The sequence below is a fragment of the Trichocoleus sp. DQ-A1 genome (assembly GCF_039961955.1).
GTDB lineage: Bacteria > Cyanobacteriota > Cyanobacteriia > Cyanobacteriales > FACHB-T130 > FACHB-T130.
In genome coordinates this window covers 21,341-43,231 of record NZ_JAMPKE010000008.1, presented here as the reverse complement: position 1 = coordinate 43,231, position 21,891 = coordinate 21,341, and the positions used below count along the sequence as shown (strand labels likewise).

The window sequence follows — 21,891 nt, the reverse complement described above, 5'->3', positions numbered from 1 at the left end:
CAGCTGCTGCTACCCTCGGACTGGCAATGTCTGGTTGCGGCTGGACGCTTGCCCAAGTGCGCTCGGCACCCGCCAACTCTGATGCATCCAACAACAAGTTATTGTATCTCTACACTTGGGCTGGCTATACCGATGAGGATTTGTTAAAACGCTTTACCAAAGAGACTGGAATCAAGGTCATTGCTGATGTCTATGATTCCAACGAAGCGATGCTAGCCAGGATTCAAGCATTGGGAGGCGGGGACTACAGCATTATTTACCCATCTGACTATACGGTGAGGAAGATGGTGGAACTGGGCTTGCTCAGTGAAATCGATCGCTCCCGTGTGGTAGGTTTGGATCGGTTGTTTCCCCGCTTCCAGAATCCCGTCTATGACCCAGAAAACCGCTACAGCATACCTCTGAGTTGGGGAACAACGGGTCTCATTTACAACACCCAGAAGCTGAAGCAACCACCAGCAGATTGGAATTATCTCTGGGACAATCAGCAGGCACTTTCTCGAAGGATGACCTTGCTGAATGATGTTCGGGAAGTAATGGGTGCGGTGTTGAAAATGCTGGGGTACTCTTACAACTCAAAAGACCCGCAGCAGATTAAACAGGCGTATGAAAAGTTAATGGCGCTCAAACCGGCCCTCGCTTCTTTCACCTCTGATGCCTGGAGAACTCAAATTTTAACTGGGGATTTGCTGCTGGCAATGGGATTTTCATCCGATGCCAATGAAATTATTCCAGAAAATAAAAACTTACAATATCTAATTCCTCGGAGTGGTTCTTCGGTGTGGACTGACACACTGGTCGTTCCGATAACAGCTCCCAATCCAGAAGGAGCTTATGCCTGGATTAACTTTATGTTGCAACCTGATGTCGCCGCTCAGATTTGCGAACGTTTAAGTTTCGCGACACCCAATCAAGCTGGCTACAATCAGCTACCTGATGAAATCCGTAACAATCAAATTTTATTTCCCCCAGAGGCGGTACTTGCCCAATGCGAAGGCGTTGCGCCGCTTGGAAAAGTTGCCGAAGTTTATGAATCCTATTGGACTCGATTGACGAGCAGCTAACATTAAATAATCTTGAGTTTTGAATGATGAATCGAAGCAACAATTGATACTTCATATCAATCATCTTTCATTAATAACTCAAAACTCAAAACTCAAAACTCAAAACTTTTTTCTGTCGTGTCTACCCCAACGTCTCCTCCCTCTATCCCCAATCCCACTCCCTCTGATGGAATCGAATCGCCAGTGCTAATGGGCAGCAGACGCCCCGGCTTGAAGTGGTTGGAACCAATGGCGCTGCTGGGTCCGGCTGGTATCTGGTTGGGTTTGTTGCTAGTGCTGCCAACGCTGGTGATTTTTCAGCTGAGTCTAGTACCAGGAATCCGACCTGGGGATGTGGTGAATCCCAGCGGGTTCGATAACTATGCGCTGGTATTTCAGCCCGTCTATTTGCAGGTGATCGGGCGATCGCTATTTTTTGCAATTGGCACTACAATTGTTTGTCTTTTACTCGGATTCCCAGTTGCTTACTGGATTGGTCAAATGGCACCAAAACAGTGGCGAAATCTGCTGCTACTAGGCTTTGTCTTGCCTTTATGGACATCATCGCTGCTGCGTTCTTACGCCTGGATTACAATCTTGCGTCCTACGGGTGTCCTGAACACGATGTTAACGACTTTAGGACTTCCGGCTTTGGAGTTGCTGAACCAGAGTTCAGCCGTATTTATTGGGATGGGGTACAGCTATTTGCCTTACATGGTGTTAATTCTTTACGCTTCTGTAGAAAAACTGGATCGGCGGTTGCTAGAGGCATCTGCGGATTTGGGGGCAAATCCGATTGACACTTTTTGGAAAGTGACTGTCCCGCAAACGCTACCAGGAATTGCTGCGGGTTCTTTGCTCGTATTTATTAGCACATTAGGGGATTTTGTCGATCCGGAATTGCTGGGCGGTGCCTCCAGTATGACGATATCTCGCTTGATTTATAACCAGTTTTTAGGCGCAACTCAGAATTGGGGATTTGGCTCGTCTTTGAGTATGGTATTAATTTTTGCCGTCAGTATAGCGATCGCGCTTTTAATTAAATACGGCGATAGCACACCGCAAAAATAAGGCTTATATAGAAGGTGCGTTGGCAATAGCGTAACGCACCATTATTTTCAGAAAATCTCTAAAATTTCTGTTAAATATTTGCCATAGGTACTAGACAAGTATTGGCGCAAGTGCTAGTTTTATATAATGGCAATCTGTGCGCCCATATAAAGTATTTTTTGAATTTAATAATGATTGATTGGTCAGTAAGCGCTGACTAATTCACTGTATGGAATAACTGTAAGTTGGGTTGAGGAACGAACCTCATCAAATTCTTTAGAGGGGTTGAATTTCCTTACCTTAACCCAATCTACGCTAAATCAAGTTTCCAATTATTTATGAGTTATTGCTTAAATCCCGCCTGTCAGAAGTGCCAAAACTCCCACAATGACAAATTTTGTAAAAACTGCGGGACGAAGCTGGTACTTTTAGGGCGTTACCGGGCTTTGGCACCACTTGGACAAGGCGGGTTTGGTAGGACTTTTCGGGCAATTGATGAAGCGAAACCGTCCAAACCAGCTTGTGTAATTAAGCAATTTTTCCCGATACAACAGGGTACGGATACAGCTAATAAAGCAGCAGAGTTATTCCATCAAGAAGCTGTACGGCTAGAAGAATTAGGCAATCATCCGCAGATTCCGGAATTGTTAGCCCATTTTGAGGAAGAGAACCGTCAATATTTGGTGCAACAGTTTATTAACGGACAAAATTTAGCCCATATATTAGAACAACAAGGCGCTTTTAGCGAAACCGAAATTCGCAGCTTGTTGGCAGACTTGCTGCGCGTCTTAGAATTTGTGCATAGTAAGCAGGTAATTCACCGAGATATTAAGCCAGAGAATATCATTCGTCGTCAGGTTGATAATCAACTGGTGTTAGTAGATTTTGGTGCAGCTAAATTTGCGACAGGAACCGCATTAGCCAGAACTGGAACAGTGATTGGTGACTTTCGATATATTGCACCAGAACAAGCAGTCGGGAAAGGAGTTTTTGCCAGCGATTTATATAGTTTGGGCGTCACCTGCATTCATTTGCTGACTAATGTTGAGCCTTTAGAGTTATTCGATACTGATGAAGATGCTTGGGTTTGGCAGAATTACTTGCAAAATTCTGTAAGTGATGAGTTGCGTAGCATCTTAGATAAGATGATCCAAAGAGGTGCGAAACGGCGATATCAATCAGCCGAAGATGTAATAAATGCATTAACTCTGCAAAAGTTATCTGTAGCGCCAACAATTCTGAATCTTCCCCAACCTTTACCGCTTAAAACGTTCCATTTTGATGTGGTAACAGTAAACGGACAGGGAATAGAAACTAACCGCCGCAGAATGCAAGCAAAATATTTCTCTGAAGACTTAGGTGGTGGGGTAACATTGGAAATGGTAGAAATTCCCAGCGGTACCTTCCTGATGGGTTCTCCAGACACGGAGAAGGGGCGAAGTAGCAGGGAAAGCCCGCAACATCAAGTAACATGTAGCACCGTTTTTTATGGAGAAATTCACTATTACTCAAGCGCAGTGGGAAGCAGTAGCAAATCTGCCAACAATCAAGCGAGTGATGCAACCTAATCCCTCTGACTTTCAATATGTAGGTACAAATCGACCCGTAGAAAACTTATCTTGGGAGGATGCTGTAGAATTTTGTGCGCGGCTGTCGAAAAAGACTGGCAAGAGCTATCGTTTACCCAGTGAAACCCAATGGGAATATGCTTGTCGTGCAGGAACAAATACACCATTCCACTTTGGCGACACAATTACTACTGATTTAGCGAACTACAACGGAAATTCTACTTACGCCTACGCACCAAAAGGACATCATCGTCACCAGACAACGGAAGTAGGGAGTTATCCACCGAACGCCTTTGGACTATACGATATGCACGGCAACGTTTTGGAATGGTGTGCTGATGTTTGGCATGAAAATTATCATGGTGCGCCTGCTGATGGGAGTGCGTGGGAATCTGGCGGAAATAATTCTTTCCGGCTGCTACGCGGAGGTTCGTGGATGTTTAATCCTGATTACTGCCGTTGTGCTAGCCGCTACGACAATCATACGGGCGACAGATTCAACTTCTTCGGATTTCGGGTTGTCTGTTCGTCGGCGTAGATTCTTTAGCCTTTACTCTCTTCCCCTCTTGCTTAGCGCTCTTTGCGTCTTCGCGGTTCGTAGCAATAAATTTACCTGAACGCACAGATTCCCATTCTATAAGTATAACCCTAACCCACGAGAACGCAGTATAAAATAATACTAAAAAATCAAAATTTTACGGAGACAATAAGACTTGAGACACGATCGCACTCTTCCAAAGATTCAATCGCATCCAGTAAAGTGAAGAAAGTTGGCATAGAGCGTGTAGCGAAGTGGCTGCTCTGTTCAGCATCGCAAATCCGACAAATGGTGAAATTGAATGACAGGCACCGTCAGCCATCAGCAGGAGGAAATCCCTTTAGAGATTATGTTGAAGCCCCAGGATAAACCTCGTATTTCTTGGCAGGTTATTTTCACACTGCTGATGTTCTTTTATATGTACCTGCCCATTCTGGTACTGACGTTTTATAGTTTTAACGAGTCTACCTATAGCGCCGGTTGGGAGGGATTCACCTTCAAATGGTATCTGAAGCTGTTTCAGGACACCCGCGTCCTGACGGCGCTGCAAAATAGCTTAACCGTGGCTTTGTGTGCAGTAGCGATCGCTGCCGTCTTAGGCACCATAATGGCAGTTGGTTTAGCCCGTTATACCTTTCCGGGGAAAACCTTGTATCGCGGCGTTTCTTACCTGCCGCTGATTATTCCCGATATTGCGATCGCTGTTGCCACGCTGGTATTTTTAGCCGTTATTGGTATGCCGTTGAGCTTGTGGACAATTGTGGCAGCTCATGTCGTCTTTTGTCTTGCCTACGTCGCCTTGGTGGTTTCTTCTCGAATTAGCGGTTTAAACCCCCACTTAGAAGAAGCTGCCCTCGATTTAGGGGCGACGCCAGTACAAGCTTTTATCCAGGTGTTGCTTCCAGAATTAATGCCAGCAATTATTTCCGGTTGCCTGTTAGCTTTTGTCCTCAGCATGGACGACTTTCTCATTGCTAGCTTCACTGCCGGTACGGGTGCCACAACATTACCGCTAGAAATCTTTAGCCGCATCCGCACTGGCGTCAAACCGGATATCAACGCTCTCAGCGTGATGCTGATGATTGTGTCAGGTTTTGTCGCTTTTGTTGCTGAATTGCTCCGCTACCGCAGCGAACAAAAACGCTTTAAATAGCTTTGAATTTGTAGAGATGTCGCTGCATCTTATTTCGGGATTTTAAAATTTAACAATGAACAAAAAATTGTCATAAGTTAAGCTATTTGTTGGTAAAATTATTCAATGAACTTAAATTTAATTCTTCCTATATAGGAAGTTAATTTGCTTTAAAAAAATGCACAGATTTTCATTATTTAATTAATACTAATAATACCAGCTCAAGGGAATACAGTAAATTATAAATGGCTCCTATTGAGCTGTCGTCAAAATTGAAAAAGGAGGCTGATTACCAGCCTCCTTTTCAGGAGAAATAGATAGGGGCGCATAGCAAGAGTGCCCTTACCCATTGCGGGTTAAACAAGTTTGAGATTGGGATACTCAGCCAGCAAATCATCAGAGGTAAGCGTGTCGCCTTCTGCCTGAGGTGCCCAGAGAATTTCTACTGCAAGTAGGCGATCGCTCCCGATGCCACCAATCTGACGCAAGGCTTGACGCAAATCGTCAGTGCTGTTGATTTTCGGCAGTTGCAGATTGCCTTCGGCACCCACCAAAATCGTCACAATAATGTATTCACTAGGGCCTTCTGCCATCATCTGATTTGCCAGCTTGCCAGCTTCCTCAGATCCCGCCGGTAAAGATGCTTTGGGCGTTGCTGCCTTGAGCTGATTATTGACGTTCGAGAGAGTCTCTTCGGTGACTTTGCTGCGTTCACCCAGAGCTAGCTGATTAAACTTGGCTTCTGCGGCTTGTAACGCTGTTTGCTGAGATTCTGCTGCCCCATACACCCAGTATTCCGGGTGACGTAGCAAAGCTAGGGTACTTTCCTGAAGCACTTGGGCACGACCGATGGCGGAACTCATATCAGATGTACGCGCCAACTCGTCTAATTCTCCTTGCAAGCTGCGAGCTTCTGCCAAAAGACCCACTTGCACCTCTGCCACAGAAACTTTGGGATTGCCGTAGCCCAGCGAATCGGCTTCCCCTGCGTCACCAACACCCACGCGACGGAAGCTGGAAACCAAGAAGTTAGCGATCCCCAGGAAAATCAAAATCGTAAACAGACCGCCAAATCCGCCCCCGATGCCAAAGAAGGGAAATAGCAACGGGAACCCAAATCCACCCCCAAATCCACCCCCAGGATAAGGAGCCGGATAGTATCCGCCGGACGGTGGCGCGTAGGTGCGGCTAGGAGGCGAATAGCTGCGGCTGGGCGCTCTAAAAGAACCCCCTCCAATCCGACCGCCTGAGCGAGCTGCTAAGGCTCCGTCAGCATGACCTAGCGTCAGGGTAAGGATCAGACCAAAGACGAACAAAGATTTCAAAAGGGGTTTAATTGCTGAAAGCAGTTTATTACGCATACATACTGTGCCTATTCAATCTGATTAAAACTGTAGCGGCTGGCAGCAACTCCTAGCATCTTCCTAACTATCGAGCGATCCGAGCTACATCTTTAATGTATCGCCTCCACCCGACTGGCGCGGGATCAATGCGGGGCGGATTTCCTCACGGGGAATCCGTACTCGAAAGGATGACGGATGAGGGATAACGCGAATCGCTGTGCGTTACCCAGGAACTGGACTAGAAACCACAGATGAAAAGTACAGTATGGGGAGTAAATCTTGTGGCTGTTTTCCGAGAAACAGCCGGGAATTTATCTTCAGCCATTCCTTGTTCAATCTTCATCTCTGAGGTTCCAATTAGCCGCCGCCGACGATGGTGACGATTTCAATCGCGTCCCCCTCTTTGATCTCCGTTTGCGACCAAAACTGTCGATGGAGAATCTCACCGTTGTACTCAACCGCCACTAGGCGAGGATTTAACCCCAGATGCTCTAACAACTGGGGCAATTTAGTGTCGGGCGGGCAGGTGCGGGGTTCCCCATTCACTTGCAGCGCGATTTGACCAGACGGACTAAACATAAGATTGGGGAACGCGAACATCAACAGAGCGGAGAGTTTGCAGACGACTCAGCTGGGAGAGGAAATACTGAGTCATTAACATCGGCTGATCTGCCTGCATGATGGCGCGAACCGCTGCCACTCGTTCGGCTCCCGCCTCCAGCACATCATTTAAGTTATTCGCATCAATGCCCCCAATGGCAAACCAGGGAATCGAGGCATTTTCAGCCGCATAGCGGACATAGTCTAGCCCAGCAGCAGCTTTATCTACTTTGGTTGGAGTTTCATAAACGGGGCCAACTCCGATATAGTCAGCACCCTCCTGGATAGCTCGCTGCATTTCTTCCGGGTTCGTGGTGGAGCGACCAACCAGGCGTTGTGGCCCTAGCAACTGTCGGGCGAGGGCGATGGAGATATCTTGTTGTCCCAGATGCACGCCATCGGCATTCACTGCCAAAGCCAGATCCACCCGGTCGTTCATGATAAACAGGGCACCGTATTGATGGCATAGCTGGCGGAGTTTGGAAGCGTGGGCGACTCGCACAGAATCGTCGGCAATTTTTTCGCGATACTGTACCAGAGTCAGTCCCCCTTGCAGGGCGGCTTCAACGATGGAAAATAGCTGTTCTGAGGCAGAAGTAACGAGGTATAGATGCGATCGCAACAGCACCTGATGTCGTCGGTAAGCCAGCAAATTGCTCTCCAGCGTATACACCCGATAGCGCAATTGCTTCGCCGCCGAGCCTAGATCGGGGTCGTAAAGCTTGCTATATTCTTCCAGCACCCGCAGGGCTTCTTCCACACGAGCAAAATTGGCTTGCAACAGCTGCTGAATGCTAGAGCGCTGTTGTTCTTGAGGATGGGTCAACTCCGTGCCCGCATCACCTGGGGTATCCCGTGCAGCCCGAAGCTCCATGCCATGCCATTTGGCTAGCTCCTGCCGCATTTGCTTGCATTCATTGACTAATTGGGAGCTATTCACGCCAAAGCGACACCATTCTTCGATGATCCGCAAGCCTTCTCTGGCTCGGTCTAAATTGGCGTCTAGAATGCGGCAAACCGCTGGCTGTGCTTGTATGAGCAAGTCCCCAACTGGCTCTCGAACGCTGTGTTTCTCGCCCATCGCAACCACTCCATTATTTTTCATCGTAGCAGTCTAGTTTCCTAATTTCTTGAAATCTGTGAAGTGACAGGGTAGCACGTACCAACCAAATTTTCTCAATTGCCCCATATATTTTATCCAACTGAATAAAAAATAGAATGCGGGGATTAACAAGGTTGAGCAAAATGAACAATGCTGATATCGTGCGGATTGTGAACTAAGTCATGTGAACTAAGTCAGTAACATTTCGTCTATGGGTTAGGAGCAAGTAGCGTCCTTATCCCAAGCCTTTAGCCTACGGGTTTCTAGTTTTTTGTACCTACCTATTTAAGAACGTTTAACAGCAGTATTATCATTCAAAGAATGCCCCCACAGAATTTTCTTTTGGAATGCCCATCGAATTCCTCGCTTTGAAGAGGATGCTCAGGTTGATGAGCTGTTAGCTGTTGGGGTCTTTTTAGAAATGTAAGAAATGTAAACAAACGGGTAGCCTCTATCCCAAAATAGGGGTGCATAGACTAAAACTAGGTGCTTTCTTCCATCAGCCTTTACCGATATTGCAGTGCCAACTTGAGAGGAGTAGAGCCGTGAGTTTGAAATGCCCCCACAATCGTCAATTGAATGCCCTAGTCAGAAAATGCCGCCCGTCTATTCGTACCAGTAGCATTTTCCTAGGATTAGTGACTGCGATCGCAATCCCCTGGCTGGACGTTACCGCAATCCAGGCACAGCCGACGGTGGCTCAGGTTCCCTCGGATGGGCAGACGCAGATGTCACAAACGAATCGGTTGTATGTCAACCCCGCTGCGGGAAATGACAGTAATGGCACTGGAGACGAGCAGGAACCGTTCCAAACGATTACTCATGCCTTGCAGGCCGCTCAGCCGAACACCGCCATCGTACTGGCACCCGGCACCTACAGCACCGAAACGGGTGAAACCTTTCCCTTAAGACTCAAAGCCGGTGTAACGATTCAGGGCGATCGCGGCACCAAAGGGGAGAATATTGTCATCCTCGGCGGCGGTCAGTTCCTCAGTCGTTTCTTTGGCGGTCAAAATATAGCGATCGCTGGGGCAAATCAAGCAGGGCTGATGGGCGTCACTGTGACGAATCCGAATCCACGAGGTTACGGTCTTTGGATTGAATCCACCAGTCTGATGGTGGCGGATAACACTTTTACGGGAAGTAAGCACGATGGAGTTGCCGTCACTGGCAATAGTGCCCCCACCATTCGCAACAACTACTTCTATGAAAACGGGGGCAATGGGATTACGATTTACGGGACTTCCCGACCGGAAGTGCGGGAGAACGTGTTTGAAAATACGGGATTTGGCATTAGTATCGGTCATAATGCTGCCCCGCAGCTAATTGCCAATCGCATCAGTGGCAACAAAGATGGGGTCGTCGTAGAAACCAAGGCAACACCCGTTCTCCGGAATAATATTATTGAAAACAACGCTCGTTACGGGTTAGTGGCAGTTTCCCAAGCCCGTCCTGATTTAGGAACTGCTGGCGAACCGGGAGGCAATATTTTTCGTGCCAATGGTCTATTGGACATTAACACCAAGGCTTCAAGCCAGGAGATTCCTGCCTATGGAAATGAGATTACTGCCAAAACGGCAGGACGCATTGACCTGACGGGCATGGCTATCCCACCCACCCCGCTTGTAGAGGCTCCCATTGCCAGCGGGCTGCTGAAGCCGCTTCCCACCGCTTCCCTGCCGCCACAGGAAGCCCTGGCACCAATTCAGCCACTGGCGAGGAATGGTGGAAGTTCTCAATCTTTGCCACTCCTCTCTAACCGCCCGAACTCAGAGATTTTAACTCCAGTACAATCGGTACCCATCGACCGCACCGGGATTAAAATTTCCGTTCAACCGCCTGCCCCAACCTCTCAGCCAGCAAGAACGTCAGCTTACGGACTACCAACGTTGCAGCCTCCGATGGTGCCTCCAGTGGTACCGCCAGTAGTGCCTCCCCAGCAGCCTAGAGCGACAGCATCTCCCTTGCCGATATCGCCTGTGCCCCAGACTGCACCCCTAGAAATTCCCGCGCCGCCTCCGGTTGCTCGGTCGCCGTTGCCGACTTCCCGGTCGCCCAGAGCGACGACATTACCAGCGCTACCGTCGTCAGCTTCTACATTACCGGCGCTACCGTCATCCACCCCGTCTCAACCGTCGCCTGCCCCCCGGACTCTGGACTTCGGGGTAGCACCACAGGAGCCTCTCCAAGCTTCAGCTGCCTCCGATGTGCTGCCAGTGCCGAGTCCTGATGTTCCTTTGGGGAATATCGGCAACAGTCGGGCTGCTAGCGGGAGAGTGCCCCGCCGAGCGGGCGGTAGTCAACAGGCTCTAGGTTTGCGTTATCGGGTTGTGGTGGAGGCTCAAAATTCGCGCCAAGAGGCTTTAGTGCGATCGCTTGCACCCGATGCCTTCCGCACGCGCTCCAACGGTCGGACGGTGATGCAGGCGGGAGCTTTTAGCACCCGCGATCGCGCTTTGGAAATGCAGCAAATGCTCAACACGAAAGGTTTAGCAGCCACGATTGAGTCAAGGAATTAATATTGTTTGTCAGGGGTTGATGGTTAATTGTCCGTTGTCATTGACCCCGGATGATTACCCACGACCCAATGTTCTACAGTTGGTTATTTTGACCTGTAATCATTCTTAGCTCAGACCGTTATGCCAAGAGATGAGTCGCTCTCTCGAAGCTTGATGCTAATTTGTTTTGGAACAGCGGTGGTGTTGTTCTCAGTTTCTAGGCGGACAAGTTTTTCAAGGGTGACGACCGTCAGCTTGGATTCCCCGATTCGGAGTCAGCGCCAGGTCGGCAAGTTGGCAAGTTGGCAGCTTGGAGACTTGTGGAGTAAAAATCGATCTTCAAATAGCCGCTCAACCGATCGGGAATATTCAGTGCTAGAAACCGCTCAGGCAGCATCCGCTTGGCAATCGCATCTCGTTGTCGATTTGAGCGATCGCCTGGTTTATGTTTACCGTGACGATCGGCTGCAAGCCAGTTACCCCGTGGCGGTAGGGCAGTTGGGTTGGGAAACGCCCACGGGTTCGTTTCAAGTTTTGCAAATGAACCAAAATCCGGCGTGGCGTCAACCGATTACGGGTGAAGTTATCCCATCTGGGGCGAATGATAATCCCTTAGGCGATCGCTGGATTGGCTTTTGGTCGGATGGGCGTCATCAAATTGGGTTTCACGGCACCAACGAAGAACACCTGATCGGGCAAGCAGTCTCCCACGGCTGCTTGCGAATGCGAAATCAAGATATTCGGATGCTTTATCAGCAGGTCGCGAAAGGGACACTCGTGCTGGTTCGCAGGTAGGAGGGAAAAGTTTTGAGTTTTGAGTTCTGAATTAATCACTCAAAACTCAAAATTCATCATTCATAACTCTTCCATTATTCGTTGCTATGGTTACTGGATTGAGGTTCAAAGCTAGGTGCGTAGGTTTGGAGTAAGGAACTCACCTGCTTGAACACGTCGCTGTCGTTCGCTTTGCTGAGCGCTTGCCGTTCTGGGAAAAATTCGGGACGATCCAGATTCCGGGCGATCGCTTCGCTCACTTGCTGGGTAATCAGCTCTTGAAGTTCATCCTTTGCCCGCATTCGCTGATAGCTAGCACCTTCCTCCGTCGTGGCATACAGCGGAGGCAAGCGATTGAGCGCGTAGGCGGCAATATCGCCGACATCTAGAACGCGATCGCTGGTTGCCTCAATTTCTGCGACTCTGGCGATCGCTTCCGTCAGCACCAACTCTTCCATGACATTGATGAACTGTTTTCGAGGAACTGCAACCACTTCCCCAGTTAACAGTGCGCCCATCAGACGGTCTAGAGCCATGTATTCTTCAATCGAAAGCTCAGAAGCCGTGTCACAGATGCGCCCCACCTCTGCTTCCATCGCTGGCGTCAGATAACCATCCTGCAGGGCTTGTTCAACAATTTTTTCAATACTCATCTAAAAATCCTGCTGGATACCCCATCCAAACTGTTTTGGTTGGCTAGGAAAGCGAGGCAGGGATTACCGCTTCCCTAAAAGTGCGTGCCCGTTTTCGAGTGTTGATACGCCCTCAACGAAGCCGAAACCTGCGTTGATGTCTTTTCGCCCATGCCCACTCATCTATCCTGGCATAACCAGCGCCTCAAAATACGCAAAACTACGCAGGCTTAACATCAGTCGGTTAGCGAACTAACAATATTGCTTTGACAGTGGGAATTTTCGGGATTTTTCCCAAAGGCTATTCAACATTTACGCTTCTCAGATGACTATCTACAATCCCCGTCCGCAAAGCTTTCGCTTCGGAAAAGCCTACACTAGCTCCCGGTGGGATAGTCGAAGACATTGAAAAATGCTTCGCAATCTCGTTTCGGAGAGGCAACCCTGCCACAATCTTTCCTCAATACAACACCAAATACATTAAAACCTAAAAAAATTCATCAAAACTTCAAAAAACCTCATTCAACTCCTTGAGTTCTCCAAGGTACTGGGTCTACGGCAAGACTATTGACATACAATCCCCAATGTAAGTGAGGACCCGTTGAAGCTCCCGTTGAACCAATTGCCCCAATCACCTGTCCCGCTTTTACAAAATCCCCTTCCTTGACATCAATCCGGCTCAAGTGCATAAAAATACTGGTGACGCCTTGACCGTGATCTACCCCAATTACATTTCCGTGAACGCGGAAACCCTGAGCAACCCGTCCCACCAGCGCCACTCTTCCCGATGCTGGTGCTGTTACCGGCGAACCATACCCACCCGCGTAGTCAACCCCGCGATGGTAGTAGTCATTGGCAAACTTGCCATTGTAGTAACGGCGAACCCCGTAAATACTGGTGATGCTACCTCGGTTCGGCTTGAGAAAAGGACCATTCCAGAACTTTTGCGGCGTCACCAAATTTTTAAAAGCTGCCACGCGGTTGAGTTCAAATTGGGTTGCTGATTGTCCGGCTTTTCCGGGGGGTAGGGTAATCCGTTGCACCGGGAAATTGCGCGATCGCAATGGCAACGACAGGTTTTTGACTTCCCCATCACCAGCAACCCGAATTTGTAGCGTTCCCGGCTTGTCTAAAGGCGTTGTCGGGAGCAAGACTCGAAAGCGATTTTGACCGAGGGAAAACGCCCGGTAAGTCTTTTGTTTGAAAGAAACCGTGGGACTCTGCGAACCAGAGGAGTCCGTCTGAATCATGACCGAGAGCGTATCCCCAAGCTGGGGATTGTTGGGTGCCACCTGTACCTGCAAAGCTTTGACTGGCAAAGCAGTAGAAACTAAAAAAGCAAAAGGCAACAGAAAGAATTCTTTGTTTTTACAGTTCGCTTTGGACTTTTGACTGGACAAGAGTGTAGAAACCAGCCGCCGGTCATGGCGAGATTGAAGCAGAGTCTTAAGCGACATCACAGGCAATTTTCTCCGAGCCAGTAATTGACAAAGCGTCTATGACCTTGTCTATGACCTTTATTACTAGCGGATAGACTATCACCTTGCCTGGACTGTTTCCACCGCCTTTCCTCAATTGATCCCAGTTGCCCAATAGAAACCTGAGGCAATGGCGTTAGCACAGTCCATAAAACTCTGTATTCTAAGTTTATATACCTTTATACTTGTTCTCATAAAACAAACTTGTGCAAGAAGACTTTAGACTGATTGTTGACTTAGTATCTGTTTTGGCAGCAGCAGCCGTTGGTGGAGTGGTATCAGCGCTGCTGCGGCAACCTGCCTTACTGGGTTATATCGTCGGCGGAATCGTCGTTGGGCCTGCGGGGTTGGGACTGATTAAAGAATTGGTTCAGATAGAAACCCTGGCTCAATTTGGTGTCGCCTTTTTGTTGTTCGCCTTGGGCGTTGAGTTTTCGTTTGCGGAATTAAAAAAAGTTAAAGGCATCGCCTTGGGTGGAGGCGGACTACAGATTGCCCTGACAATTGCAGTCACGGTTGCAGTCTGTGGACTCACTGGAGCGTGGGGTACCTTACCAGCGAAGGGTGTCTTCCTGGGGGCAATTCTGTCTTTGTCTTCAACCGCAATTGTCTTTAAGTGTCTGATGGAGCGAAATGAGACGGGGACGCCTCACGCTCAGGTGATGCTGGGGATTTTGGTGGTACAGGATTTGGCATTGGGGTTGATGCTGGCTGTCTTGCCAGCGCTGGATCAACCGCCAGAAGCGATTGGCAAGGCTGTGGCTTTAGCGCTGTTACAGATTGGGTTATTTGCGGCTGTGGCTGTGGCAGCAGGCATCTGGCTGATTCCTCCCTTGCTGCGCCTCTTGGCTCGAACGGAAAGCCGGGAGTTGTTTCTGTTGGGCGTGGTGGCGCTGTGTTTGGGGATTGCGTTGCTCACGGAGGCTTTGGGTCTTTCGATTGAAATGGGGGCATTTGTCGCCGGGTTAATGATTTCGGAGGTGGAATACGCCGACCAAACCCTGACTTATGTGGAGCCGTTGCGGGATGTGTTTGCGGCACTGTTTTTTGCGGCGATTGGGATGCTCATCGACCCGATTTTCCTGTGGAACAACCTAGAGTTAATTCTGGGGCTGGTTTTACTGGTTTTTGTCGGCAAGTTTTTGATTGTGACGCCGATTGTTAGAGCGTTTGGCTATCCGCTGAAAACTGCGGTAATTGCTGGTTTGGGGTTAGCTCAAATTGGAGAATTTTCGTTTGTTCTAGCCAGTGAAGGACAAGCTTTGGGGCTGGTTTCTCGGCGGGTTTACTTGCTGATTTTGGGCACGACTGCGGTGACGCTGGTACTGACGCCTTTTGTGATGCGGCTGGTGCCAAAATTGTTGGAGTTGCCTTGGCTGAAGCCATATCTAGATCCGGTGGATGACCCGATGGAAGTGGCGGTAGATGCGCCTTTGCAAAATCATGTGGTGGTCTGCGGTTATGGACGGGTGGGACGGAATCTGATCAAACTGGTGCAGGAGCATAACTATCCAGTGGTAGTGATTGACCAGTCGGAAAGCCGGATTCAGCAGTTAAGAGAAGCAGAAGTTTCTTATGTTTATGGCAATGCGGTGAGTTTGCACGTACTGGAAGCTGCGGGGGTAGATAAGGCGAAGGGGATGGCGATCGCGCTTCCCGATCCGATGAGTACCCGCCTTTGCCTCAAACGCGCTTTAGAATTGGCTCCGGATCTGGATATTGTCGTTCGCGCTAACCACAACAACGATATCGAACTGCTTTATCAGTTGGGGGCGCGAGAGGTGGTGCAACCGGAGTTTGAAGCCAGTTTGGAACTGGCGGCGCATCTATTAGCCGGTAGTGGCTTGCCGACATGGCAGATCCAGAAGGAAATGCAGCAAATTCGCAATAGCCATTACCTGGCATTGCGTCCAGAGCGATCGCCTTCGGAGATTGCTCATGACTTACAAATTGCCACTGCCGAAATGAATAGCAAGTGGTATTCCCTCCCGCCCAACTCTCCCCTGATTGGGATGACGCTACAGGAGACGGATATGCGCCGATTGACGGGTGTCACTTTGATGGCAATTCGGCGAACTGGTGGGGAAGAAGTGGACTATCCAGACAAGCAAACTTCTCTGGAAGTGGGCGATCGCCTCTTGGTGGTGGGAGAATCCAACGAACAAGCTGCCTTTAATCAACTGGCAAACGGTGAAGTGGCAATCCCAAGCCAAACCGCTCCCTGTCAGTGGTTGCAGGTTCCAGAGTCCAGCCCTGTTGCCGGTAAGCCTCTCTCTGAGCTGCATATTCGCCGCCAGTACGGGGTGCAAGTGCAAGCAATTCGGCGAGATGGCAAGTTCATCCGCTTTCCGGGGGGCGATACCGAGCTGCAAGCGGGCGATCAGCTGCTCTTATGCGGCGGCAGTTTTCCCCTCAATCAAGTGCAACAGTTGTTGGCACCCGAATCTGAGCCTCCGGTTTTCCCAGTCCCTACGCTCAACTTGCCAGTAAGCGAAGCGATACAAGAGCATCTTCCCTCTGATAATCAGCGAACAGGCGAATCAAGGTAATCGGTCATTGGGGAAGAGATTCCCGATTCCCGATTCCCGATTCCTAATTACTTGGGCTGCACATAAGCGATCGCGTGTCGCCAAACCAGCGTTTGCTGATTCGATTCATCTTGTAGACAAATACAGTTCTGATCTTGCCAACGCAGTTTACCAACGAGTACATCGTTCGTGAGGAGTTTCAGTTCAACCCTTTGTCCCTCTTTCACAAATGTTTGGACGAGGCGAGTGCTTGGTAAGCCTGTTTCCAGTTCAGTTGTCATAATGCAAGATTTTTCCTAATGCGAATTGCCAGATTTCAGGATTGAAGGACTGCCATTAACCATTACCCATTCCATAGTTTATGCTAATCGAAAATTGCGAATCGAAGGATTGCTAAATGGGAATCGAGTTTACTAAGTATCACGGACTGGGAAACGATTTCATTCTGATTGACAATCGTTCCTCATCAGAACCCAAGGTAACGCCAGAACAAGCGGTCAAGTTTTGCGATCGCCACTTCGGTATCGGTGCCGACGGCGTGATTTTTGCCATGCCGGGACAAGATGGCACCGACTACACCATGCGGATTTTCAACTCCGATGGTTCCGAACCGGAAATGTGCGGCAATGGCATTCGCTGTTTAGCCCAATTTATCGCTGATTTAGAAGGAAAATCTACTCAAGAAATTCAATATCGGATTCATACCCTGGCGGGTGTCATGACACCGCACATAAAGCCGGATGGGAAAGTCACCGTCGATATGGGAATGCCGGGACTACTGGCAGCGGAAATTCCCACGACGCTGGGTGCTGCTGACGAGAAAGTAATCGCGCAACCTTTAGAAGTCGCGGATGCTACTTGGTTGGTAACTTGTGTCAGCATGGGGAATCCTCACTGCATCACGTTTGTGGAGGATGTTGCCGCGATTCCTTTAGAAAATATTGGTCCCCAGTTCGAGCATCATCCTGTTTTTCCCAAGCGGACTAACACCGAGTTTATTCAAGTCGTGCGCCCGGATTACCTGAAAATGCGGGTCTGGGAACGCGGTGCGGGGACAACTTTAGCGTGCGGGACGGGTGCTTGTGCGACTGTGGTTGCTGGAGTATTGACCGGAAAGAGCGATCGCATCGCCACCGTTGAATTACCCGGCGGCTGTTTGGAAATCGAATGGTCGGAAATAGACCAGCGAGTTTACATGACAGGACCAGCGGAGCGTGTATTCGCAGGTCAGATATAATCCGATGTGCTTTTTCTTAGCCTTCCGATAAATGGGGATTGGGGGAGCAAAACCCGAACAGCTCTGTTGGTTCGATTCCCCTAGTCCCTCGCTCAATTGTCGGGAATTACACTGTAAAGTTGCACATCGCGCGATCTAGCAAAAATGCAAAAGCAGCCAGAAAAGGCTCCCCGGCTCATTACCATCTCCGTCAGCCATTACTGCGAAAAAGCACGATGGGCATTAGAACGGCTTGAGGTTCCCTACATTGAAGAACGCCATATGCCGCTTTTTCATCGGCTAGCCACCCGCAAAAATGGCGGCGGACAAACAACTCCGGTTCTAGTAACGGAAGCGGGTACTTTGAGCGATTCTTCGGACATCTTGCAGTATCTAGATGGCATAACGGCTGAAAGTAAAAAATTTTACCCAGCCGATCCCAAACTGCGCCGCGAAGTGAAAAAACTCGAAGATTTGTTCAACAAGCAGCTCGGCCCCAGTATCCGTCTTTGGGCGTACTTTTATCTGCTAGATGACCGCCAATTGATGCGGAGGCTGTGGTGCGATGGTGTACCCCCTGTGGAGCGGGCGTCATTTCCATTTGTCTTTCCGTTGATTCGCGAGGCGGCACGGCGAGGCTACAATATCACGGCAGAATCGTCAGCCAGTGCCCATGACAAGGTTAAGCGCATCTTCGAGAACGTCAACGCGCGGTTGGCAGATGAACGTTCCTACTTAGTTGGCGATCGCTTTTCGGCAGCAGACCTCACATTTGCCTGTCTCGCGGCTCCGGCTGTACTGCCTGCCGAGTATGGGGCGAGTCTGCCCCACTTAGATGAGTTACCGGATGAAATAGCAGGAGCAATTAAAGAGTTACGGGAAACCCCGGCTGGAGCTTATATCTTGCGCCTGTTCCGTGAAGAACGCCACGGATAAGGGTTTGTTGCAACAGAGAGTGGGAAAGTGAAAGTGGGAAGCGATCGCATCCTCACGGTTGAACGACCTGGCAGATGTTTGGAAATCGTTTGCTCATAAACAGACTAGCCTGTTCGCAGGCAAAATCTAATCGCGATGTAACATCGAACCTTGAAAACGGGAACCTTAAATTAGGTCAACCCAAAGGAATTGTGATGACAGGCGCTATTTACCTAATTCAAGACAAGGGTCAGCTGGTTGAAATGATCGAACAGCCCTATGACTCGGAAGCTTTGCTGCAAAAACTGCTAGCCGACTATCCCAGTTTGTTAGCTGGTGACCAAATCAACAGTGCGGCACCGAGACGTTGGTTGTTAGTTTCACAGGAGATGCCTGTGCCATCTGAAGAAAATGGTTTCGACCGATGGGCACTCGACCATTTATTTCTCGACCAAGATGGAATTCCAACTCTGGTGGAAGTCAAGCGCAGCTGCAACACTCAAATTCGCCGAGAAGTAGCTGGACAGATGCTCGACTATGCTGCTAATGCAGTGGTTTATTGGCCTGTCGAGAAAATTATTGCCCAATTTAACGCTAATTGTCAGGTAAAAAGTCAAGATTCTGAACAGATACTCAGCAATTTTCTAGGCGCTGATGCTAACCCCTCTGAGTTTTGGGAAAAGGTCAAGACAAATCTGCAAGCTGGCAAAGTCCGTCTAGTCTTTGTTGCTGACAAGATTCCTCCTGAACTTCAACGTATCGTGGAGTTTTTAAATAAACAAATGAATCCAGCGGAAGTATTGGCAATTGAAATTAACCAATACGTTGGTCAAGGTTTAAAAACTCTTGTTCCTAGAATTATTGGTCAAACAGTAGCAGGAAAATCAACGCAATCTCTACTAAATTATGAGAGTAAGCAATGGAATGAGTCCTTGTTCTTTCAAGAATTAGAGGCTAAAAAAGGGAGTGATGTAGCTCAAGCTGCCAGAAGCGTTTTCAACTGGATAAATTGTGAAAAAATGCAGGTGAGTTGGGGGAAAGGAAAAATTGAAGGGTCTCTGATCCCCAGAATAATCAGTTACAAAGGAGAAACCAGAAAGTTTTTCACAATTTGGAGTGGTGGCAAAATTGAGATTTATGCCTACGAACCTCCATTTAACTTGGAAGACAAAAAGACTGAACTTCTCAACCGCTTAAAATTAGTCCTAGGTAACTCGATTTCTGTTAATGCCTATAACTGGTATATTCCCTTGTTTGCACTGAAGGATGAGTTGATGGCGAAGCAATTTTTAGAAGTGATTGACTGGGCGATTCAGGAAATTAAAGCATCATAATGATGAATACAGGCTGTCACGTAATATGAGTTAGTAGCTTTTAACCGATTGCTGGTAGTAATCATCTGCTAGATCAGCCTATTGATATCGCCAGCGATCGCATTTGCTTCTCAAACTTATCGCTATCCATCAGCAACCTCATCTTTAGTCCACGCACGGACCTCAAAAGCGAAGTCACCAGCCATCCGCACGTAGAACAGTTGGTGGAAGCCTTCATTATAAGAAGGGCGTTGTAGCTTCTTGATTGTCGCGTAAATTGCTACATCTGGCACCCGTTTTTTACCTAAGCGCTGCTGGTTACGTTCCCGGCATTGACTCACTGACGATTTAAAGTAATAACCGATAATTTCGGCACCATACATACAACCCAATTCAATGAGAAACGCACGTTCTTCTACGGTTGGGTTAGTATTATCCACAACAACCGATTGTCCCATTTCAAGTGTTTCTTTAATAAGCTGCGTCTGCCTTCTAGAGCGGTTTTTGTTGTTCCGCAACAAATCCTTGCTAACCAGCTTATGCGTTTCAGCAAAATGAGTGTGATAGAAGGTACTTTTCCCAGAAGCCTGCAAGCCGATAAAGATGACTAACTGCATAGACAATAGCCTATCAATAGCCCTTATTTAAGCATAGAGTTTAAAATAAAGGAAATTTTCAAGTAATGGTAATTGCAATTTTAAATTAACACTTAGCAATTTACTCTTAAAAAAATTGCGAATAGAAAAATTAGCGAATACCATCAACTGTTATTTGAATGGAGAAGGCGATCGCACTCAGTCAAATTTGAGCGATCGCATCTTCCTATATTTAACTTTTACGCCGTTACTGCCTCGTCTTCAGCTTCATCTCTGACTTTAAAATACCAGTACAGGTTAGCAACAGCTAAATTTGAGGCTTTGTGTAAATTTGAGGTAACTAAAGTTTTATAACCTGCGATCGCAGCTTGTTGACTAATATAAGATTCTGACTCTCGACGTAATTCAGGCTGCATCATAAATTGAAGCTGATCGCGTAAAGATTGAGGATGAGATTTTTGCTTTAAATTTTCATAGAGTAAATGTTCTGGAGGCACTGCCAAGGCCTCTGTATCTGTGCTGACAGGTACTTCTGAATTGCTAAAATCGGCACTTTGGAGCAATTTTAGCTCTGAAGGTGGGAGACTTCGCATCCAATCAACATGATTTTGCCAAGATTCGAGTACAGTTAAATCGTGATCGTGAATGCGGGTGATTTCAGGAAAGAGAAAATCAAGCTCATCCTCGGTTTCACAGCTATTAATAACATTTAGGGAATCTTGACGGATTTTGTCTTGGAGGTGCGACAGGCGATCGCTTACAGCAGAAGGCTCATTCTGCACCTGATAAGTTGTAATAATTGCCTGCTCAATTGCCCAAGCACATTCCAACCTGCGAAGCTGGCCAGCCGAACAGGTTGCTTCTAACAGCTCACTGCTACCATAATCAGCTAAAGCCTGAAATAACATCCCTCTAGCACCATCAATTTCAGCATTTCTACGGTTCGCATCTTGTATTTGCATTGCAGAGCGAAGACGGTGAAGCGCCTGAGTAAATAGCCCGTAAGCTCGAATTAAAATTGTCCGATGGTTCCTAAATTCAACATCCTGAGCAACCTGCTCAATCAATTCTTTAATTTCTGCACCTTGGTCTTTTAACGCCTGTTTTAAATCAATAAAACCTTCTTTGACTTCCAGCCTTAGCTGCCCTACTTCTTTTCTCAGTTTCATTGTTTGGTGCAGGTTCACTGCTGCCAATGCCCCTACAGCTACAGTTCCAACCCCAATAAAGGCTGTAGTTGCTTGCAGCACACCTAAGCTTGTCTGGATAGTTTGCAGTCCAGCTTGAACAGCTTGAAATCCCATGTGCGTTTGATACATCTGCACTCCACTTGTAACCAAGTGTAAAGGGCTTACCAACGGCGATAGAGGGCTATTTTGGGCTACAGCACCGATGGCATGGGCGACAAACTGCCCAGTAGATGCGTCTCTAGCCATGCCTATTGGGACTCCTGCTGATGTAAAAACTTGCACATATTTACCAGCCTCGATAGCAGCCTGAATTGCAGGAGCAAATTGAAAATACATATTTCTACTTTGTTATTAGCTAATGTTTTCGAGCCTAGC

General features: G+C 48.1%; 19 protein-coding genes. 11 read left to right on the top strand and 8 right to left on the bottom strand.

Annotated elements, in window-relative coordinates:
• Positions 1-26: 26 nt before the first annotated feature.
• The 5 genes from NDI33_RS10195 (at position 27) to NDI33_RS10175 (ending at position 5,352) form a co-directional block, all read left to right on the top strand.
• A complete protein-coding gene (locus NDI33_RS10195; RefSeq protein WP_190426070.1) occupies positions 27-1,064 on the top strand; it encodes a spermidine/putrescine ABC transporter substrate-binding protein in 1,038 nt (345 codons plus the stop codon).
• A 189-nt stretch (positions 1,065-1,253) separates the two neighbouring features.
• Positions 1,254-2,114, top strand: a complete 861-nt coding sequence (locus tag NDI33_RS10190) for an ABC transporter permease (protein WP_190426071.1) — start codon at positions 1,254-1,256, stop codon at positions 2,112-2,114.
• A 317-nt stretch (positions 2,115-2,431) separates the two neighbouring features.
• On the top strand, positions 2,432-3,661 hold the full coding sequence (locus NDI33_RS10185; protein WP_242032987.1) for a serine/threonine-protein kinase: 1,230 nt from the start codon (positions 2,432-2,434) through the stop codon (positions 3,659-3,661).
• Positions 3,582-4,199, top strand: a complete 618-nt coding sequence (locus NDI33_RS10180; RefSeq protein ID WP_242032986.1) for a formylglycine-generating enzyme family protein — start codon at positions 3,582-3,584, stop codon at positions 4,197-4,199. The genes NDI33_RS10185 and NDI33_RS10180 overlap by 80 nt, the downstream gene beginning before the upstream one ends.
• Positions 4,200-4,500: 301 nt before the next feature.
• Positions 4,501-5,352, top strand: a complete 852-nt coding sequence (locus tag NDI33_RS10175; protein ID WP_190414967.1) for an ABC transporter permease — start codon at positions 4,501-4,503, stop codon at positions 5,350-5,352.
• Between the two features lie 335 nt (positions 5,353-5,687).
• On the opposite strand, the gene NDI33_RS10170 is transcribed toward NDI33_RS10175, so the two are convergent.
• From NDI33_RS10170 to NDI33_RS10160, 3 genes are all read right to left on the bottom strand, one after another.
• A complete protein-coding gene (locus NDI33_RS10170; RefSeq protein WP_190414968.1) occupies positions 5,688-6,692 on the bottom strand; it encodes a DUF1517 domain-containing protein in 1,005 nt (334 codons plus the stop codon).
• A 339-nt stretch (positions 6,693-7,031) separates the two neighbouring features.
• Positions 7,032-7,253 carry a sulfur carrier protein ThiS gene (gene thiS / locus NDI33_RS10165; RefSeq protein WP_190426058.1) on the bottom strand — a complete coding sequence of 74 codons (222 nt, stop codon included), beginning with the start codon at positions 7,251-7,253 and terminating at the stop codon, positions 7,032-7,034.
• On the bottom strand, positions 7,246-8,355 hold the full coding sequence (locus NDI33_RS10160; protein WP_190415043.1) for a thiamine phosphate synthase: 1,110 nt from the start codon (positions 8,353-8,355) through the stop codon (positions 7,246-7,248). The genes thiS and NDI33_RS10160 overlap by 8 nt, the downstream gene beginning before the upstream one ends.
• A gap of 566 nt (positions 8,356-8,921) precedes the next feature.
• Here NDI33_RS10160 and NDI33_RS10155 point away from each other — a divergent pair.
• On the top strand, positions 8,922-10,895 hold the full coding sequence (locus NDI33_RS10155) for a DUF1565 domain-containing protein (RefSeq protein ID WP_190672154.1): 1,974 nt from the start codon (positions 8,922-8,924) through the stop codon (positions 10,893-10,895).
• Positions 10,896-11,114: 219 nt separating this feature from the next.
• Positions 11,115-11,669 (top strand): L,D-transpeptidase, encoded by a 555-nt coding sequence (locus NDI33_RS10150; RefSeq protein ID WP_347275834.1) that lies wholly within the window; start codon positions 11,115-11,117, stop codon positions 11,667-11,669.
• Positions 11,670-11,743: 74 nt separating this feature from the next.
• Here the strand turns inward: NDI33_RS10150 and NDI33_RS10145 are convergent, their stop codons facing one another.
• Positions 11,744-12,301: a late competence development ComFB family protein gene (locus NDI33_RS10145; RefSeq protein ID WP_190414972.1), complete on the bottom strand. Its 558-nt coding sequence runs from the start codon at positions 12,299-12,301 to the stop codon at positions 11,744-11,746.
• Positions 12,302-12,798: 497 nt separating this feature from the next.
• A complete protein-coding gene (locus NDI33_RS10140; protein WP_190672151.1) occupies positions 12,799-13,737 on the bottom strand; it encodes a M23 family metallopeptidase in 939 nt (312 codons plus the stop codon).
• Between the two features lie 227 nt (positions 13,738-13,964).
• On the opposite strand from NDI33_RS10140, the gene NDI33_RS10135 reads away from it, so the two are divergent.
• Positions 13,965-16,307, top strand: coding sequence for a cation:proton antiporter (locus tag NDI33_RS10135; protein WP_190672149.1), 2,343 nt, complete (start codon positions 13,965-13,967; stop codon positions 16,305-16,307).
• Positions 16,308-16,354: 47 nt separating this feature from the next.
• Here the strand turns inward: NDI33_RS10135 and NDI33_RS10130 are convergent, their stop codons facing one another.
• Positions 16,355-16,567, bottom strand: coding sequence for an RNA chaperone Hfq (locus tag NDI33_RS10130; protein ID WP_190414975.1), 213 nt, complete (start codon positions 16,565-16,567; stop codon positions 16,355-16,357).
• Between the two features lie 116 nt (positions 16,568-16,683).
• Between NDI33_RS10130 and dapF the strand changes: the two genes are divergently transcribed.
• The 3 genes from dapF to NDI33_RS10115 all read left to right on the top strand — a co-directional run bounded on the left by dapF (position 16,684) and on the right by NDI33_RS10115 (position 19,751).
• Entirely contained in the window at positions 16,684-17,523 is an 840-nt protein-coding gene (gene dapF / locus NDI33_RS10125) for a diaminopimelate epimerase (RefSeq protein ID WP_190672146.1), read from the top strand.
• A gap of 144 nt (positions 17,524-17,667) precedes the next feature.
• Positions 17,668-18,438 carry a glutathione S-transferase family protein gene (locus tag NDI33_RS10120; RefSeq protein ID WP_190672143.1) on the top strand — a complete coding sequence of 257 codons (771 nt, stop codon included), beginning with the start codon at positions 17,668-17,670 and terminating at the stop codon, positions 18,436-18,438.
• 194 nt (positions 18,439-18,632) lie between these two features.
• Positions 18,633-19,751 (top strand): hypothetical protein, encoded by a 1,119-nt coding sequence (locus NDI33_RS10115; protein ID WP_190672140.1) that lies wholly within the window; start codon positions 18,633-18,635, stop codon positions 19,749-19,751.
• A 122-nt stretch (positions 19,752-19,873) separates the two neighbouring features.
• On the opposite strand, the gene NDI33_RS10110 is transcribed toward NDI33_RS10115, so the two are convergent.
• On the bottom strand, positions 19,874-20,347 hold the full coding sequence (locus NDI33_RS10110) for an ATP-binding protein (protein ID WP_190672137.1): 474 nt from the start codon (positions 20,345-20,347) through the stop codon (positions 19,874-19,876).
• A gap of 218 nt (positions 20,348-20,565) precedes the next feature.
• Positions 20,566-21,852, bottom strand: coding sequence for a hypothetical protein (locus NDI33_RS10105; RefSeq protein WP_190672134.1), 1,287 nt, complete (start codon positions 21,850-21,852; stop codon positions 20,566-20,568).
• Positions 21,853-21,891 lie beyond the last annotated feature (39 nt).